We start from the raw sequence: 15,447 nt of genomic DNA on the forward strand, positions 1-15,447 counted from the left end.
ACGCTTCGTCACGCCATTTTCTTCCCGTGCGGCCGCCCGGCACCGGCGCCGCCGCACCGCTTCCAGATACAGGATCACGCCCATGTTCGGCGGTATTGCCAAGTCGCTCTTCGGTTCGTCCAACGACCGTTACGTCAAGTCGCTCAACCCGACTCTCGCGAAGATCGCCTCCTACGAGCCGACACTTCAGGCGATGGATGACGACACGCTGGCGCATCAGACCGTGGTGTTCCGCGAGCGGCTGGCGAACGGTGAGACGCTCGACCAGTTGCTGCCCGAGGCGTTCGCGACCGTTCGCGAGGCGGCAAAGCGCGTGCTGGGGCAGCGTCACTATGACGTGCAGATGATCGGCGGCATCGTGCTCCACCGGGGCGAGATCGCCGAGATGCGCACCGGCGAGGGCAAGACGCTGGTCGCGACGCTCGCCACCTATCTGAATGCGCTGCCGGGCGAGGGCGTTCACGTCATCACCGTCAACGACTATCTCGCCAGCCGCGACGCCGACTGGATGGGCCGCGTCTATCGCTTCCTGGGGCTGACGACCGGCGTGATCGTGCCGAACCTGTCGGACGAGGAGCGCCGCAACGCCTACGCCGCCGACATCACTTATGGCACGAACAACGAGTTCGGCTTCGACTATCTGCGCGACAATATGAAGTATGAGCGCAGCCAGATGGTGCAGCGCCCGTTCGCGATGGCGATCGTCGACGAGGTCGACTCGGTGCTGATCGACGAGGCGCGCACGCCGCTGATCATCTCCGGCCCGACCGACGACAAATCCGAGCTGTACATCGGCGTCGACGCGATCGTGAAGCAACTTGCGGAAGAGGATTACGAGAAGGACGAGAAGCAGAAGTCGATCGTCCTGACCGAAGACGGCACCGAGCGCGCCGAGCGGATGCTCGAGGCGGCGGGGCTGTTGCAGGGTGCGAACCTGTACGATTTCGAGAACACGCAGGTCGTCCACCATCTGAACCAGGCGCTGCGCGCGAACGCGATGTTCAAGCGCGACACCGATTACATCGTCAAGGACGGCAAGGTCGTCATCATCGACGAGTTCACCGGGCGCATGATGGACGGCCGCCGCTGGTCTGACGGACTTCACCAGGCGGTCGAGGCGAAGGAGGGCGTGCAGATCGAGCCCGAAAACCAGACGATGGCCTCGATCACCTTCCAGAATTACTTCCGCATGTACCCGAAGCTGGCGGGCATGACCGGCACCGCCGCGACCGAAGCGGCCGAATTCTACGACATCTACAAGATGAACGTCGTCACGATCCCGACCAACCGCGCGGTCAACCGCGTCGACGAAGAGGATGAGTTCTACAAGGACACGCAGGACAAGTTCCGCGCGATCGCCAAGAAGATCCGCGAACATGCCGAAACCGGTCAGCCGGTGCTGGTCGGCACGGTGTCGATCGAGAAGTCCGAAATGCTGAGCGAATTCCTGCGGCAGGAAGGCGTCGACCATTCGGTGCTGAACGCGCGCTACCACGAGCGCGAGGCGCATATCGTCGCGCAGGCCGGGCGGCTGGGCGCGGTGACGATCGCCACCAACATGGCGGGCCGCGGCACCGACATCCAATTGGGCGGTAACCTCGAGATGCGCGTCGAGGACGAACTCGCCGGGATGCCCGAAGGACCGGAGCGCGACGCCGCGATCGAGCAGATCCGCGCCGAGATTGCCGCCGAAAAGCAGAAGGTGCTGGAGGCGGGCGGACTGTTCGTACTCGGCACCGAGCGTCACGAAAGCCGCCGCATCGACAACCAGCTTCGCGGTCGCGCGGGGCGTCAGGGCGACCCTGGGCTCAGCCGCTTCTATCTGTCGCTCGACGACGATCTGCTGCGTATCTTCGGCCCGGACACGCTGTTCGCCAAAATGATGCGCAACAACATCAACGATGGCGAGGCGATCGGCAGCAAGTGGCTGACCAAGGCGATCGAAACCGCGCAGAAGAAGGTCGAGGCGCGCAACTACGACATCCGCAAGCAGGTCGTCGAATATGACGACGTGATGAACGATCAGCGCAAGGTGATCTACGAACAGCGCGCCGACATCATGGATGCCGACACGGTCGGCGACGTGGTGACCGACATGCGTGCCGAAACGGTCAATGCGATCGTCGGTGAAGCGTGCCCGCCCAATTCCTATCCCGAGCAATGGGATGTCGAGGGGATGAAGACGCGGCTGGCCGAGGTGCTGAACGTCGCGCCCCCGATCGACGACTGGTTGAACGAGGACGCGCTCGATCCCGAGATCGTCACCGAGCGCGTACAGGCCGAAGCCGATGCGATGGTCGAGGCGAAGGCGGCCGAACTCGATCCGGCGACGTGGACGCAGGTCGAAAAGTCGATCCTGCTCCAGAACCTCGATCACCACTGGAAGGAGCATCTCGCGATGCTCGACGCGCTGCGGCAGGTCGTCCACCTGCGCGCCTATGCGCAGAAGACGCCGATCAACGAGTACAAGCAGGAGGCGTTCAACCTCTTCCAGCGGATGCTGGACGCGATCCGCGAGGACGTGACGCGGACGATCGCCTTCGCGCAGTTCCAGATGCAGGCCCCGCCGCCGCTGCCGGATCTGCCCGACTTCATCACCACCCACTTCGACCCGTTCACCGGCGAGGACAATTCCAACGACATCGACGCCGGCACGCGCGGGCTGGTGACGACGACAATCCCGCCGCTCCAGATCCCGCAGCCGACCGCCGCCGATCTGGGCGACGATCCGGCGAGCTGGGAAGGCGTGGTCAGCCGCAATGCGCCGTGTCCGTGCGGCTCCGGGCGCAAGTACAAGCACTGCCACGGCGCGGCGTAAGGGGCGGGGGCTTCACCGCCCTTTCCTCGTCATCCCGGGCTTGACCCGGGATCCCGCTTTCAATGGTGGATGGGTTTGAGATGGGGCCGCGACTCCGGCGCGGTGGACCCGCTTCATTCCTTGTCGGAGACGGTCGGCTCCGCGATCGCCGGGTGCCGCACACCGGCCAACTGTGACGAGAAGCCAAGGCAGCCTCCGCACAGTTCGTCACCCCGGACTTGTTCCGGGGTCTGAGGTCAGGCCAAATCGAAGGTCGGAGAATTTACCGAACGGTGGATGCCGCAACACGTCCGGCATGACGGGGGGTATGGGACCCCGACAGCCATTGCCGTTTGCGCTTCCGCGTCTTAGCTTCGGTTCATGAACACGTTTTTCGTCATCCTGCTGGTCGCGGCGATGATCGCCACGGTGGTCGCGCTGGTGCGCGGCATCGTCTCCTTTCTCCAGAGCGCGTCGGCCGAGGCGCGCGGGGAGGGGCCCACCGCGGCGCAGCTCAAATCCAACCGGATGATGCAGATGCGCATCTTTTATCAGACACTGGCGGTGCTGATCGTCGTCGTGATCCTGTTCGCCGCCGGGCGTAATTGATGGTCCGGCTCAACCGTATCTACACGCGCACCGGGGACGAGGGCACGACCGGGCTGTCGGACGGCAGCCGGATCGCGAAGACCGATGGGCGGATGCAGGCGATCGGCGATGTCGACGAGGCGAACAGCGCGATCGGGGTCGCGATTGCCGGGCTGGGTGACGATGCGTTGGTCGAGCAACTGACGCGCGTTCAGAACGATCTGTTCGACCTTGGCGCCGATCTCGCGACACCCGGCGACGATTACGAACCCGGCGAGATGACGCTCAGGATCGTACCGGCGCAAGTCGCGCGATTGGAGGCGGAGATCGACGCGCTTAACGAACATGTCCCGCCGCTGACCAGCTTCGTGCTGCCCGGCGGCGCGGCGGCGTCGCTGCATCTGGCGCGCGCGATCGTGCGGCGTGCGGAGCGGTCAGCGGTGGCACTGGCGCCGCACGCGAACCCACAGGCGTTGATTTATCTGAACCGTCTGTCGGATTTTCTTTTCGTCGCCTGCCGGTCGGTGAACCTTAATGCAGGTGGGGACGTTTTGTGGGTAGCAGGGGCAAACCGATAACATAGGACAGTCCCGTGCGCGCCCGATCTCCCGGGCGGCTGCAGGAGGACGACCATGGAAGCGCTCCCCCGGCGTGATGTCGGGACCGACCCGCTGGCGCGGCGCTATGCGCAGGTGCGGCGGCTGAGCGAGGCGCTGGTCGCCCCGCTGTCCGATGCCGATGCAACCATCCAGTCGATGGACGACGCCTCGCCGGCGAAATGGCATCTGGCGCATACGACCTGGTTCTTCGAGACCTTCGTGCTGCGCGATCATGTGCCCGGCTATGCGCTGCACGACGCGCGCTTTCCGTTCCTGTTCAACAGTTACTATGAGGCCGAAGGGCGGCGGCATGCGCGCGGGCGGCGGGGGATGATTACCCGACCGACGCTTGATGAGGTGCTGGCGTATCGCCACGCCGTGGATATGGCGTTGCTGGAGGCATTTGCCGCGCTTCCCGCGGCAGCGCTGGAGCTGGTTGCGCTCGGATGTCATCACGAGGAGCAGCATCAGGAGTTGCTCGTCACCGACGTGCTGCATCTTTTTTCGGAGAATCCGCTGGAGCCAGCGGTGTGGTCGCCGGGGCGCAAGGTGCCGGTCGCGATGCCGGGGCCGATCGCGTGGATCGAGAGCGGCGAGCGCGTCGTCGAGGTCGGGCACAACGGCAGCGGCTTTGCGTTTGACTGCGAGGGGCCGCGGCATCGCACGCTGCTGCTTCCCCATGCGATCGCCGACCGCACCGTCACCAACGGCGAATGGGCGGCGTTCATCGCCGATGGCGGCTATCGCGACGCGCGTCTGTGGCTGTCGGACGGCTGGGCATGGGTGCAGCGCGAGCGCGTCGGCGCGCCGCTCTATTGGGAGCATCGCGAGGGGGCGTGGACGCGCTTCGGGCTCGACGGGCGGCGTGCGGTCGATCCGGCAGCACCGGTGACGCATGTCAGCTTCTACGAGGCGGACGCCTATGCGACTTGGGCGAGCGCGCGGCTGCCGACCGAGTTCGAATGGGAGGCGGCCGCCGCTGCCCATGACCCGAGCGCGGGCAACCAGCTCGACGGCGCGGGCGCGATCGAGCCGCGGCCGTCCGACGGCGGGCCGGCGTTCTTCGGCGACGTGTGGGAGTGGACCGGCTCGGCCTATCGCCCCTATCCCGGTTTCCACCCGGTCGAGGGCGCGGTCGGCGAATATAACGGCAAGTTCATGAACGGGCAGTTCGTGCTGCGCGGCGGGAGCTGCGCGACCCCGCGCGGCCATGCGCGCGCCTGCTATCGCAACTTCTTCTACCCGCACCAGCGCTGGCAGTTCACCGGCGTGCGGCTGGCAAAGGACCTTTGATGCTGAAGCCTGAGATCGAGGACGGGCAGGTGACGCTCGCCGACCCGCAGTTCCGCGCCGACGTGCTCGCCGGGCTGGAGCGCCGCCCGCGCGCGATCCCGGCACGGTGGTTCTACGATCACCGCGGCTCGGAATTGTTCGAGCAGATCACCGATTTGCCCGAATATTATCCGACGCGGACCGAAACCGCGCTGCTGGAAGGATTGTGCCCCGAGTTGCGGGAGATCGTCGGCGAGGGTCGCGCGGTGGTCGAGTTCGGCTCCGGCTCTTCGACCAAGACGCCGATCGTGCTGCGCTGCGTGAAGCCGTCGTCCTACGTGCCGATCGACATTTCGGGTGACTTCCTTCGCCAGTCGGCGCGCGAGCTGTCGGATGCGTTCCCCGAGTTGCTGGTGCTGCCGTTCGAGGCTGATTTCACGCGCCCGCTGACGCTGCCGCACACGATCAGCGATTCGCCCAAGCTGGGGTTCTTTCCCGGCTCAACGATCGGCAACCTGATTCCGCTGGCGGCGATCGACCTGCTGCGCGCGATGCGCGCGTCGCTCGGCGAGGGCGCGATGCTGTTGATCGGGATGGACCGGATCAAGGACCCGGCGGTGCTGGTCCCGGCCTATGACGATGCGCAGGGCGTGACCGCGGCGTTCAACCGCAACCTGCTCGAGCGGATCAACCGCGAGCTGGACGGGACGGTGCCGGTCGACGCCTTCGCGCACGAGGCGCGCTGGAACGACGATCGCGCGCGGATCGAGATGCATCTGGTCGCGACGCGCGATGTCGCGTTCACGGTCGAGGGGCGCGACTTTTCGGTCGCGGCGGGCGAGTCGATCCATACCGAGAACAGCCACAAATATGGCGAGCGCGACGCACGCATCCTGCTGCGCGCGGGCGGGTGGACGCCGGTGCGCGAATGGACCGATGCCGAGGGCAAGTTCGCGGTGATCCTCGCCGAAGCGCAGGCGGAGCGGCCGGCGCCGTAACGCGACGCCGCCGGGGCGACGGTCGAGGACACACATTTGGTCGCCCCTGCGCAGGCAGGGGCCTATGTCTGCCTCGGCCTGATGAGACATTCGACACAGGCACGTCGCTCATGTGTCAGTTGGCGCGACGTACGATACAGACATGGGCCCCTGCCTCCGCAGGGGCGACGGCTTAATCGTAGGGGCGACGTCAGTCGCGGCGCACGCCCGTCACGCTGAACGGCTTCGGCTCGACCGGCGGGATCGCGCTGTCGTTCAGCTCGCACTGCCAGAAGCCGACGTCGATCCAGCGGCCCTGTTTGTAGCCGACTTCGCGATACACGCCCGCGCGGCGGAAGCCGACCGCTTCGTGGAGCGTGATCGAGGCGTCGTTGGGGAGGGTGATGACCCCGATCGCCTGCGTGAACCCCTGCGCACGCAACGTGTCGACCAGCGCCTCGTAGAGCAGCCGCCCGACCCCCTGACCATGCGTGGCGCCGCCGACATAGATCGAAGTCTCGACCACGTAGCGATAGGCCGGACGGTCGCGTAAGCGCGTGGCATAGGCATAGGCCAGCACCGCATCGCCGCTGGCCGCGACCAGCCACGGATAATAACCATCCGACCCCTCGATCCGCGCGCGCATCGCGGCGGCGTCAGGGGCCTCGTTCTCGAACGAGACGGTGCCCGACAGGACGAACGGCGCGTAGATCGCGGCGATCGCCGCGGCGTCGTCGCCGGTCGCGGCGCGGATCGTAATCGGGCCCTGCGGCATCACAGCCCGATCCGTGCAACGACGAGCTGCCACAGGTTGCGGTCCTCGGCGCGCGCTGCGATCGGGCCGAGCCCGACGCATTCCAGGCATTGCGCGCGCACCGCCGCGCCGCCCAGCATCCGCTTCGCATCACCCAGCGCGGCGGCGAACGCCTGCTGGCGCTGCCACGTCAGCCGCGACAGCGCATCCGGAGCGCTGGCGTCGTCGTCGTCTTCCTGACTAGCGACCTGCTGCGCGATTTGCGCGGCGAAGCCGGGCTTCTTCTCCAGCCACACGGCCTGCGCATCGTCGAGCTTCGCGCGCTTCGCGGCCTCGGCGACCGCATCGTCGAGCCCGCCGAAGCGGTCGACCAGCTTCAGCTGCTGCGCGATCCCGCCGACCCAGACGCGACCCTGGCCGATCTCGTTGACGCGCTCGACCGGCAACTTGCGCGACTGCGAGACGCGGGTGAGGAATTGCAGATAGCCATGCTCGATCCCGGCCTGGACGATCCGGTCCAGCTCCGGCGTGGTGCCGCCGAGCACGTCCGGCTGGCCGGACAGCGGCGTGGTCTTCACGCCGTCGGTCGACAGGCCGATCTTCTTGAGCGTGTTTTCGAAGGTCGGGATGATCCCGAAGATGCCGATCGAACCGGTGATCGTGCCCGGCTCGGCGAAGATCACGTCGGCCGGCGTCGACACCCAATAGCCGCCCGAGGCGGCGAGCCCGCCCATCGAGACGACCACCGGCAGCCCGCGGCGCTTGGCCTCCATGATCGCGAGCCGGATCTTCTCCGACGCCAGTACCGACCCGCCCGGCGAGTCGACGCGCACCACCAGCGCCTTGAGGTCGTTGTCGACGAGCCCGTCGTAGAGCAGCTTCGACACGGTATCGCCGGCTGCCTTGCCGGGACCGGCCTCGCCGTCGACAATCTCGCCGGCGATCGTCAGCACGCCGACCTTGCCCTTCTTCGGCAGCGGATTGGCAGCGACATAGGCGGCGTAGTTGATCGTCTTGAACCAACCGGCGACCTTCTTGTCGTCGCCGCCGGCCAGCTGCGCGACGCGGCGGCCGAACGCGACGCGATCGCCGAGCTTGTCGACCAGCCCGGTCGCGAGATTGGCGCGCGACACATCGCCCTGCGCCTGCGTGACGAGCTGGGCGGGGTTGCCGAGCCATGGCGCGAGCTGCGCCTTGGGCCGCGCGGCCGCCACCGCCTCGCGCCATTGATCGAAGAGCGTGCCGTAGAGGGCCTGCGAGGCCTCGCGCGCCTCGGGGCTCTGGTCGGTGCGGGTATAGGGCTCGACCGCCGACTTGAACTTGCCGACGCGATAGACGTGCGCGTTGACCCCGAGCTTGTCGATCAACCCCTTGTAGAACAACTGGTTGCCGCCGGGGCCGGCGAAGAAGGTGCCGCCGAGCGGGTCCATCCAGATCTCGCTCGCCGCCGAGGCGAGGCGGTAGCCGCCGTCGGTATAGGCGGTGGCATAGGCGAGCACCGGCTTGCCCGCGGTACGCGCGCGGAGCAACGCGGCCTGCACCTCGCCGAGCACCGCCGGATAGGCGCCGCCGAACCGATCGAGGTCGAGGACGATCGCCTTGACGCGGTCGTCGGTGCGCGCGGCGTCGATCGTGCGCAGCACGTCGCGGAGCCGGTATTGCTTGCCGACCTGCTGCCCGCTGAGCAGCGCGGTGAGCGGCACTTCCTCGGGCTGTTCGACGATCGGGCCGTCGAACTTGAGCACCAGCGCGCCGTCGCCGATCGCGGCCGGGCGCTGCCGCGCGTTGAGCGCGGCGAAGATCACCGCGAAGAACAGCAGCATCGCGACGAGCACCAGCGCGTCCTTGATCCCGACCAGCAGCTTCCAGGCGCCGCGTACCAGCTTCATCGTCTCTGCCACCTTCGTTACGTGGCGGCGATCGTAGCGCGGCGTGTATGACCGGGGCAATACGCTTTGCGGGTAAATGGTGGAGGACGAGTTTCCACGCTCGCGGGGAGGATGGTCAGGAGCGCTTGATGGTCCGACCGGGCATGAAAGATCGTCGTCCCCTTGGTCCCGCCATCCGCCTTTTTCGTCGCCCCGGACTTGATCCGGGGTCCCGCTTCGTTTCGGCCGGGACAGAAGCGGGATCCCGGATCAAGTCCGGGATGACGGCATGAGGCGCGAACCCAGCACCTCGGACCTCGGCAAGCCGTACCCCGGCGGAGGCCGCGGCCCAGTCGAGGGAAGCCGCGCTAAGTCGCAGACGTTTCCCAACTGGGCCCCGGCCTTCGCCGGGGTACAAGAAGGGGGAATTTTGCAGGGGTCTCGCCTGCGCTGGGATGACGGTGGGGGGGGGGCGGGGTCGCCATGACGAACCGGCTCGGCTAGGGGCTCCACCCATGAACCCGCACGCCACCCTCGCGCCGCTGACGCAGGCGCCGCCGCCGACTTGGGCGGCGGAGCTGCGCGCGCTCGCCGCGCTGGCGGGGCCGCTGATCGGGGCGAATTTGCTCCAGATGGCGGTGTTCGCGGTCGACGTGGTGTTCGTCGCACGGCTCGGGCCGGTCGAGTTCGCCGCCGCGACGCTCGGGGTGTTCTTCTTCCATATCCTCGCCTTCGGGCTGATCGGGATGGTCGGCGCGGCCGAGCCGCTGATCGCCGCCGCGCTCGGGCGGCGGATCGGTGCGGTGCGGCAGGTGCGGCGGTCGTTCCGGATGGCGATGTGGCTGGCGGTGCTCGGGTCACTGATGGTGATCGCGGTACTCAATTGCGCCGCGCCGTTGCTGCGGCTCGCCGGGCAGGACCCGGCGGTAGCGGCGCGCGCTGGATCGTTCTGCCGCGTGCTGTCGCTCGCCGTGCTGCCGGCGGTGTTCGCGGCGCTGATCCGGCTGACCGCGGCGGCGCTGGGGCGGCCGGGCTGGGCGCTGATGGTCACCGCGCTGGCGCTCGGCGTCGCATTGCTCGGCAATTGGTGTCTGGTGTTCGGCAATGCCGGCTTTCCCGCGCTGGGTCTGGAGGGCTCCGCCTTGTCGAGCGTGATCGTCTCGACCGCGACCTGTGCCGCTTATGTGGTGATCCTGCTGACCGATCGCCGGTTGCGCCGCTATCGCCTGCTCGGCAAATGGTGGCGCGCCGAATGGTCGCGGATGGCGGAGATCGCGCGGCTCGGCGCGCCGATCGCGCTTGGCTGGATGGCGGAGGGCGGATTGTTCGGCGGCGCGGGGCTGCTGATGGGGCTGATCTCGGTCGCGGCGATCGACGCACATGCGGTGGCGCTCAACATCGCCGCGATCGCCTTCCAGATCCCGTTCGGGCTCGCGCAGGCGGCGACGATCCGCGTCGGCTTCGCCTTCGGCGCGGGCGACCGGGCGTGGGTGGCGCGCGCCGGCAACGTCGCGATCGTGACCGGGATCGCGGTGATGGCACTGAGCGCGATGGTGTTCTGGGCGGTGCCACACTGGCTGGTGCGGCTGTACGTCGATCCGGCGCGCGAGGGCGCGGTGGCGGCGCTGGCGGTAGCGTTGCTGGGGATCGCGGCGATCTTCCAGCTCGTCGACGGCGCGCAGGCGGTGGCGGCCGGCGTGCTGCGCGGGGTGCAAGACACGCGCGTGCCGATGCTGATCCAGATCGCCGGCTATTGGGGCGCGGGGTTCGGGACCGCGCTGCTGCTCGGCTTCGGGCTGGGCTGGGGCGCGGCGGGGATCTGGTGGGGGCTGGCGGTCGGGCTCGGCGTCGTCTCCGCGCTGCTGATCTGGCGGTGGAGCGCGCGCGAGCGGCTGCGCCTGTCGCCACGCGCGACCTGATCGCACGCACGGCCCGTCCGGCGGTTCCCAAAAATTTGCGCGCGGGCGTTGACCCCGGCGGGGGGCACCCACATATGCGACCGGCTGGCACTCGGCTGGGTTGAGTGCCAAAGAACTGTCACATACCTTCAGAGGGGTACTGAGCAATGAACTTTCGTCCGTTGCACGACCGCGTTCTCGTCCGCCGCGTCGAGGCGGAAGAGAAGACGGCCGGCGGGATCATCATCCCCGACACCGCCAAGGAAAAGCCGCAGGAAGGCGAAGTCGTCGCCGCCGGTGCGGGCGCCAAGAACGACAAGGGCGAGGTCGCCCCGCTCGACGTCAAGGCCGGTGATCGCATCCTGTTCGGCAAGTGGTCGGGCACCGAGGTCAAGGTCGACGGTGAAGACCTGCTCATCATGAAGGAATCGGACATCCTCGGCATCATCGCCTGAGCGTTCGACCGCCTCAACTTTCTCAACATTCGTTCATCTGAAAGGGTAGCCACATGGCAGCCAAGGACGTGAAATTCGGTCGCGACGCGCGCGAGCGCATCCTGCGCGGCGTCGACATCCTCGCCGATGCGGTGAAGGTCACGCTGGGGCCGAAGGGCCGCAACGTCGTGATCGACAAGAGCTTCGGCGCGCCCCGCATCACCAAGGACGGTGTGTCGGTCGCCAAGGAAATCGAGCTCAAGGACAAGTTCGAGAACATGGGCGCGCAGATGGTGCGCGAAGTGGCCTCGAAGACCAACGACATCGCGGGTGACGGCACCACCACCGCCACCGTGCTGGCGCAGGCGATCGTCCGCGAGGGCATGAAGTCGGTCGCGGCCGGCATGAACCCGATGGACCTGAAGCGCGGCATCGATCTGGCGGTGACCAAGGTCGTCGCCGACATCCAGGCGCGCTCCAAGCCCGTCTCGGGCTCGCAGGAAGTCGCGCAGGTCGGCATCATCTCCGCCAACGGCGACCGTGAGGTCGGCGAGAAGATCGCGGAAGCGATGGAGAAGGTCGGCAAGGAAGGCGTCATCACCGTCGAGGAGGCCAAGGGCCTCGAGTTCGAGCTGGACGTCGTCGAGGGTATGCAGTTCGACCGCGGCTATCTGTCGCCGTACTTCATCACCAACCCGGAGAAGATGCAGGTCGAGCTGAATGACCCGTACATCCTGATTCACGAGAAGAAGCTGTCGTCGCTGCAGGCGATGCTGCCGATCCTCGAGGCGGTGGTGCAGTCGGGCCGTCCGCTGCTGATCATCGCCGAGGACATCGAGGGCGAGGCGCTCGCCACGCTCGTCGTGAACAAGCTGCGCGGCGGCCTGAAGGTCGCAGCGGTCAAGGCGCCGGGCTTCGGCGATCGCCGCAAGGCGATGCTCGAGGACATCGCGATCCTGACCAAGGGCGAAGTCGTCAGCGAGGACCTCGGCATTAAGCTCGAGGGCGTGACGCTCGGCATGCTCGGCACCGCCAAGCGCGTGACGATCGACAAGGACAACACCACCATCGTCGACGGTGCGGGTGATGCGGAGTCGATCAAGGGCCGCACCGAGGCGATCCGCCAGCAGATCGAGGTGACCACCTCCGACTACGACCGCGAGAAGCTCCAGGAGCGTCTGGCGAAGCTCGCGGGCGGCGTGGCGGTCATCAAGGTCGGCGGGTCGACCGAGGTCGAGGTGAAGGAGCGCAAGGATCGCGTCGACGACGCGTTGCACGCGACCCGCGCCGCGGTCGAGGAAGGCATCGTCCCGGGCGGCGGCACCGCGCTGCTGTACGCGTCGAAGGCGCTCGACGGTCTGACCGGCGAGAACGACGACCAGACCCGCGGCATCGACATCGTCCGCAAGTCGCTGACCTCGCTGGTCCGCCAGATCGCGCAGAACGCCGGTCACGACGGTGCGGTGGTGTCGGGCAAGCTGCTCGACGGCAACGACACCTCGCTCGGCTTCAACGCCGCGACCGACACCTACGAGAACCTGGTGCAGGCCGGCGTGATCGACCCGACCAAGGTCGTGCGCACCGCGCTCCAGAACGCTGCGTCGGTGGCGGGTCTGCTCATCACCACCGAGGCGACCGTCTCGGAGCTGCCCGAGGACAAGGCTCCGGCCATGCCCGCCGGCGGCGGCATGGGCGGCATGGGCGGCATGGACTTCTAAGCCGAAGGCGGCCTGCGCCAGCGTGGCTGGCGCAGGACTCGCCGCGGCGCGGACAGCCGGTCGGCAACGCCGATCCGGTCTGACGTCCTGGGCAGCGGCTTTGCCGCTGCCGTCCAAGCGTACAGCAAAGGGCCGACGGAGCGATCCGGCGGCCCTTTGTTTGCGTGCGGCATGTCGCTATATTCCCGCCATGCGCCATGATCCCCTCTACGAGCCAATCACGGCGGAGCAGTTCCTCGCGATCGATTTCGGCAGCGATCGCAAGTTCGAGCTGGTCGATGGGGTCATCCACATGATGACTGGCGGGACGCCGGCGCATTCGCGCGTGGCGACCAACATCCTGAGCTATCTCGGGCCCCGACTGCGCGGGACCGGATGCCGGGCCTATAATTCAGATATGGGCATCCAGCTGGCAGACGATATGGTCCGCTATCCGGACGTAAGCGTATTTTGCGGCAATCCTGCCACGCGGGAACGCGAGGAGCAGCGCGTCTACAGCGATCCGGTCGTGATCTTCGAGGTCCTTTCGGCATCCACGGCGAAGGTCGATGCAGGAAGCAAGCTGGCGGCCTATCGCAACCTGCCATCCGTCAGCACGATCGTGCTCGTCGACCCGGACAACGAACTGACCCGGGTTGTCCAGCGGCTTGGTCCGGAATCGTGGCGCGACGATCTGTTCGCGCAACCGCATGACGTTTCCCTCCCGACGCTCAACCTCTCCATCCCGCACGAGGAAATCTTCGCACGCGACTGAAGCGGCGGCCGCGCGTTCGGCGGACATGAACCAGCGTGCCCGCATTCCCACCGACAGCATCGTCTTCGGCTACGGCCCGATGCTCCCGCTCGTCGCCGCCGGGATCGGCGCGTGGGTGCTCGCACCCGGCTGGGGATTGATAGCGGTGCGGCTGGCGATCGTCTGGGGCGCGTTGATCCTGTCGTTCATCGGCGGCGTGCGGCGCGGGTTCGGGTTCGCGACGCCGGGCGCGTCGACGCCGGTCGAGATCGTCGCGGCGGTCGGCTATTTCACGATCGCCGGGCTGGCGCTGGTGGTGCCGTTCGTCAGCACCTCGCTGGCGCTGCTGGCGGCCGGCTATGCGCTGGCGGCGCTGCTCGACCGGCGCGCGGCGCTGGCGGGGAATGCGCCGGCGCATTTCGCGCGGTTGCGTCCGCCGCAATTGCTGCTGGGCTGCGCGGGGCTAGCGGCGTGCTGGGCGTGGGTGATGCTGGGATAGGGCGAGACGGCCTTCACGGACTTTATCTCGTCGTCCCGGACTTGATCCGGGATCCCGCTTCCTTCTGAAGTTTCGCTTGAAAAGGAAGCGGGGCCCCGGATCAGGTCCGGGGCGACGGCGAAGGTGATGGCATCCCGCGCCACCCCAACGTTCAGCCCTTCATCGCCTCCAGCAACAGCTTGACGTCCTGGCTGCGCCCGCGCGGCAGGATCAGCACGTCGTTGCCGCTGGCGACGACAATCAGGTCCTCGACCCCGACCATCGCGATCCGCGCGCCGTCGCTGCGCGCCAGGCAGTTGCTGCTGTCGAGCATGATGACCTCGCCGTTGACGACATTGCCGCGTTCATCGCCCTCGCTGATCGCGTGGAGCGCGTCCCAGCTGCCGACGTCGCTCCAGCCCATCGCCACTGGCACGACAGCGACGCGATCGGCCTTTTCCATCACGGCATAGTCGATCGAGTCGGACGGCGACGCCGCAAAGGCGTCAGCATCCGGATAGACCCGCACGCCCTCGCGCCGCGCGCCCGCGCAGGCCTTGCGCACCGAATCGACGATCTCGGGCGCGAATTGCTCGAGCGCCGCCAGATAGGCATCGGCGCGGAACAGGAAGATCCCGCCGTTCCACGCATGGTCGCCGGAGGCGATCATCGCCTCCGCGATGTCGCGCTTCGGCTTCTCGACGAAGCGCGCGACGCGGTGGACCCCGGCGGCGATCTCCTCGCCGACCTTAATATAGCCGTAGCCGGTCTCCGGCGCGTCGGGCGTGATCCCGAAGGTGACGAGCCAGCCCTGCTCGACCAGCGGCAGCGCGGCATGGATCGCGGCGTGGAACGCCTCGCGGTCGGCGATGACGTGATCCGACGGCATCACCAGCATTGCCTGATCCGCCGCGGCGCTGAGCGCGGCGAGTGCGATCGCAGGCGCGGTGTTGCGTCCGGCCGGTTCGAGGATCAGCGCGCTGGGCAGCGTGCCGATTGCGCCGAGCTGTTCCTCGACCGCATCGGCATGCGCGGCATTGGCGACGACGATCGGCGCGGCGAAGGCGTCGCCGTGCGCGCGCGCCGCAGTGAGCTGCAACATCGTCTCGCTCGCGGTCAACGCGAGCATCTGTTTGGGCTTTTCCGGCCGCGACATCGGCCACAAGCGAGTACCTGATCCGCCTGAAAGGATCACCGGCACGATTTCGGTCAATTGCTGCTCCTGTTCCCCCATGGGAGCGCAACTACGCCCCCGACGCCTCAACACGCCTGATCGTGCAAGGTTTCCTTATGCACGATCTTCCGTTGCGGCAACGTGACGAGCGGATTAG

At 67.4% G+C, this 15,447-nt stretch carries 13 protein-coding genes; 10 read left to right on the top strand and 3 right to left on the bottom strand.

Annotated elements, in window-relative coordinates; genetic code table 11:
- Positions 1–82: 82 nt before the first annotated feature.
- The 5 genes from secA (at position 83) to egtD (ending at position 6,254) form a co-directional block, all read left to right on the top strand.
- Complete coding sequence (secA, locus tag PGN16_RS03305) at positions 83–2,818, top strand: preprotein translocase subunit SecA (RefSeq protein WP_335307969.1); 2,736 nt, start codon at positions 83–85, stop codon at positions 2,816–2,818.
- Positions 2,819–3,178: 360 nt separating this feature from the next.
- On the top strand, positions 3,179–3,406 hold the full coding sequence (locus PGN16_RS03310) for a twin transmembrane helix small protein (protein ID WP_335307970.1): 228 nt from the start codon (positions 3,179–3,181) through the stop codon (positions 3,404–3,406).
- The gene (locus PGN16_RS03315) at positions 3,406–3,963 is read left to right on the top strand and encodes a cob(I)yrinic acid a,c-diamide adenosyltransferase (RefSeq protein WP_335307971.1); all 558 of its coding nucleotides are present in this window, start codon (positions 3,406–3,408) and stop codon (positions 3,961–3,963) included. Before PGN16_RS03310 ends, PGN16_RS03315 begins: the two co-directional genes overlap by 1 nt.
- 54 nt (positions 3,964–4,017) lie before the next feature.
- Positions 4,018–5,277: an ergothioneine biosynthesis protein EgtB gene (egtB, locus tag PGN16_RS03320; protein ID WP_335307972.1), complete on the top strand. Its 1,260-nt coding sequence runs from the start codon at positions 4,018–4,020 to the stop codon at positions 5,275–5,277.
- Positions 5,277–6,254, top strand: coding sequence for an L-histidine N(alpha)-methyltransferase (egtD, locus tag PGN16_RS03325; protein WP_335307973.1), 978 nt, complete (start codon positions 5,277–5,279; stop codon positions 6,252–6,254). Before egtB ends, egtD begins: the two co-directional genes overlap by 1 nt.
- 190 nt (positions 6,255–6,444) lie before the next feature.
- Here egtD and PGN16_RS03330 read toward each other — a convergent pair whose 3' ends face one another.
- Positions 6,445–7,008: a GNAT family N-acetyltransferase gene (locus PGN16_RS03330; protein ID WP_335307974.1), complete on the bottom strand. Its 564-nt coding sequence runs from the start codon at positions 7,006–7,008 to the stop codon at positions 6,445–6,447.
- The gene (gene sppA, locus PGN16_RS03335) at positions 7,008–8,876 is read right to left on the bottom strand and encodes a signal peptide peptidase SppA (protein ID WP_335307975.1); all 1,869 of its coding nucleotides are present in this window, start codon (positions 8,874–8,876) and stop codon (positions 7,008–7,010) included. Before sppA ends, PGN16_RS03330 begins: the two co-directional genes overlap by 1 nt.
- Positions 8,877–9,370: 494 nt before the next feature.
- On the opposite strand from sppA, the gene PGN16_RS03340 reads away from it, so the two are divergent.
- The 5 genes from PGN16_RS03340 to PGN16_RS03360 all read left to right on the top strand — a co-directional run bounded on the left by PGN16_RS03340 (position 9,371) and on the right by PGN16_RS03360 (position 14,137).
- Entirely contained in the window at positions 9,371–10,774 is a 1,404-nt protein-coding gene (locus PGN16_RS03340) for an MATE family efflux transporter (protein WP_335307976.1), read from the top strand.
- A 146-nt stretch (positions 10,775–10,920) separates the two neighbouring features.
- Positions 10,921–11,208 (top strand): co-chaperone GroES, encoded by a 288-nt coding sequence (groES, locus tag PGN16_RS03345; protein ID WP_028966046.1) that lies wholly within the window; start codon positions 10,921–10,923, stop codon positions 11,206–11,208.
- Positions 11,209–11,261: 53 nt separating this feature from the next.
- The gene (groL, locus tag PGN16_RS03350) at positions 11,262–12,905 is read left to right on the top strand and encodes a chaperonin GroEL (RefSeq protein WP_335307977.1); all 1,644 of its coding nucleotides are present in this window, start codon (positions 11,262–11,264) and stop codon (positions 12,903–12,905) included.
- 100 nt (positions 12,906–13,005) lie between these two features.
- On the top strand, positions 13,006–13,659 hold the full coding sequence (locus PGN16_RS03355; protein ID WP_335307978.1) for a Uma2 family endonuclease: 654 nt from the start codon (positions 13,006–13,008) through the stop codon (positions 13,657–13,659).
- A gap of 25 nt (positions 13,660–13,684) precedes the next feature.
- Positions 13,685–14,137: a DUF3429 domain-containing protein gene (locus PGN16_RS03360; RefSeq protein ID WP_335307979.1), complete on the top strand. Its 453-nt coding sequence runs from the start codon at positions 13,685–13,687 to the stop codon at positions 14,135–14,137.
- A 151-nt stretch (positions 14,138–14,288) separates the two neighbouring features.
- On the opposite strand, the gene PGN16_RS03365 is transcribed toward PGN16_RS03360, so the two are convergent.
- A complete protein-coding gene (locus PGN16_RS03365) occupies positions 14,289–15,350 on the bottom strand; it encodes a mannose-1-phosphate guanylyltransferase/mannose-6-phosphate isomerase (protein ID WP_335307980.1) in 1,062 nt (353 codons plus the stop codon).
- Positions 15,351–15,447: the final 97 nt, after the last annotated feature.

This window comes from Sphingomonas phyllosphaerae (assembly GCF_036946485.1).
GTDB classification, from domain to species: domain Bacteria; phylum Pseudomonadota; class Alphaproteobacteria; order Sphingomonadales; family Sphingomonadaceae; genus Sphingomonas; species Sphingomonas phyllosphaerae_E.

Coding starts and splice junctions, on each gene's coding strand:
- secA (WP_335307969.1), top strand. CDS start 83: ATGTTCGGCGGTATTGCCAAGTCGCTCTTCGGTTCGTCCAACGACCGT.
- PGN16_RS03310 (WP_335307970.1), top strand. CDS start 3,179: ATGAACACGTTTTTCGTCATCCTGCTGGTCGCGGCGATGATCGCCACG.
- PGN16_RS03315 (WP_335307971.1), top strand. CDS start 3,406: ATGGTCCGGCTCAACCGTATCTACACGCGCACCGGGGACGAGGGCACG.
- egtB (WP_335307972.1), top strand. CDS start 4,018: ATGGAAGCGCTCCCCCGGCGTGATGTCGGGACCGACCCGCTGGCGCGG.
- egtD (WP_335307973.1), top strand. CDS start 5,277: ATGCTGAAGCCTGAGATCGAGGACGGGCAGGTGACGCTCGCCGACCCG.
- PGN16_RS03330 (WP_335307974.1), bottom strand. CDS start 7,008: ATGCCGCAGGGCCCGATTACGATCCGCGCCGCGACCGGCGACGACGCC.
- sppA (WP_335307975.1), bottom strand. CDS start 8,876: ATGAAGCTGGTACGCGGCGCCTGGAAGCTGCTGGTCGGGATCAAGGAC.
- PGN16_RS03340 (WP_335307976.1), top strand. CDS start 9,371: ATGAACCCGCACGCCACCCTCGCGCCGCTGACGCAGGCGCCGCCGCCG.
- groES (WP_028966046.1), top strand. CDS start 10,921: ATGAACTTTCGTCCGTTGCACGACCGCGTTCTCGTCCGCCGCGTCGAG.
- groL (WP_335307977.1), top strand. CDS start 11,262: ATGGCAGCCAAGGACGTGAAATTCGGTCGCGACGCGCGCGAGCGCATC.
- PGN16_RS03360 (WP_335307979.1), top strand. CDS start 13,685: ATGAACCAGCGTGCCCGCATTCCCACCGACAGCATCGTCTTCGGCTAC.
- PGN16_RS03365 (WP_335307980.1), bottom strand. CDS start 15,350: ATGGGGGAACAGGAGCAGCAATTGACCGAAATCGTGCCGGTGATCCTT.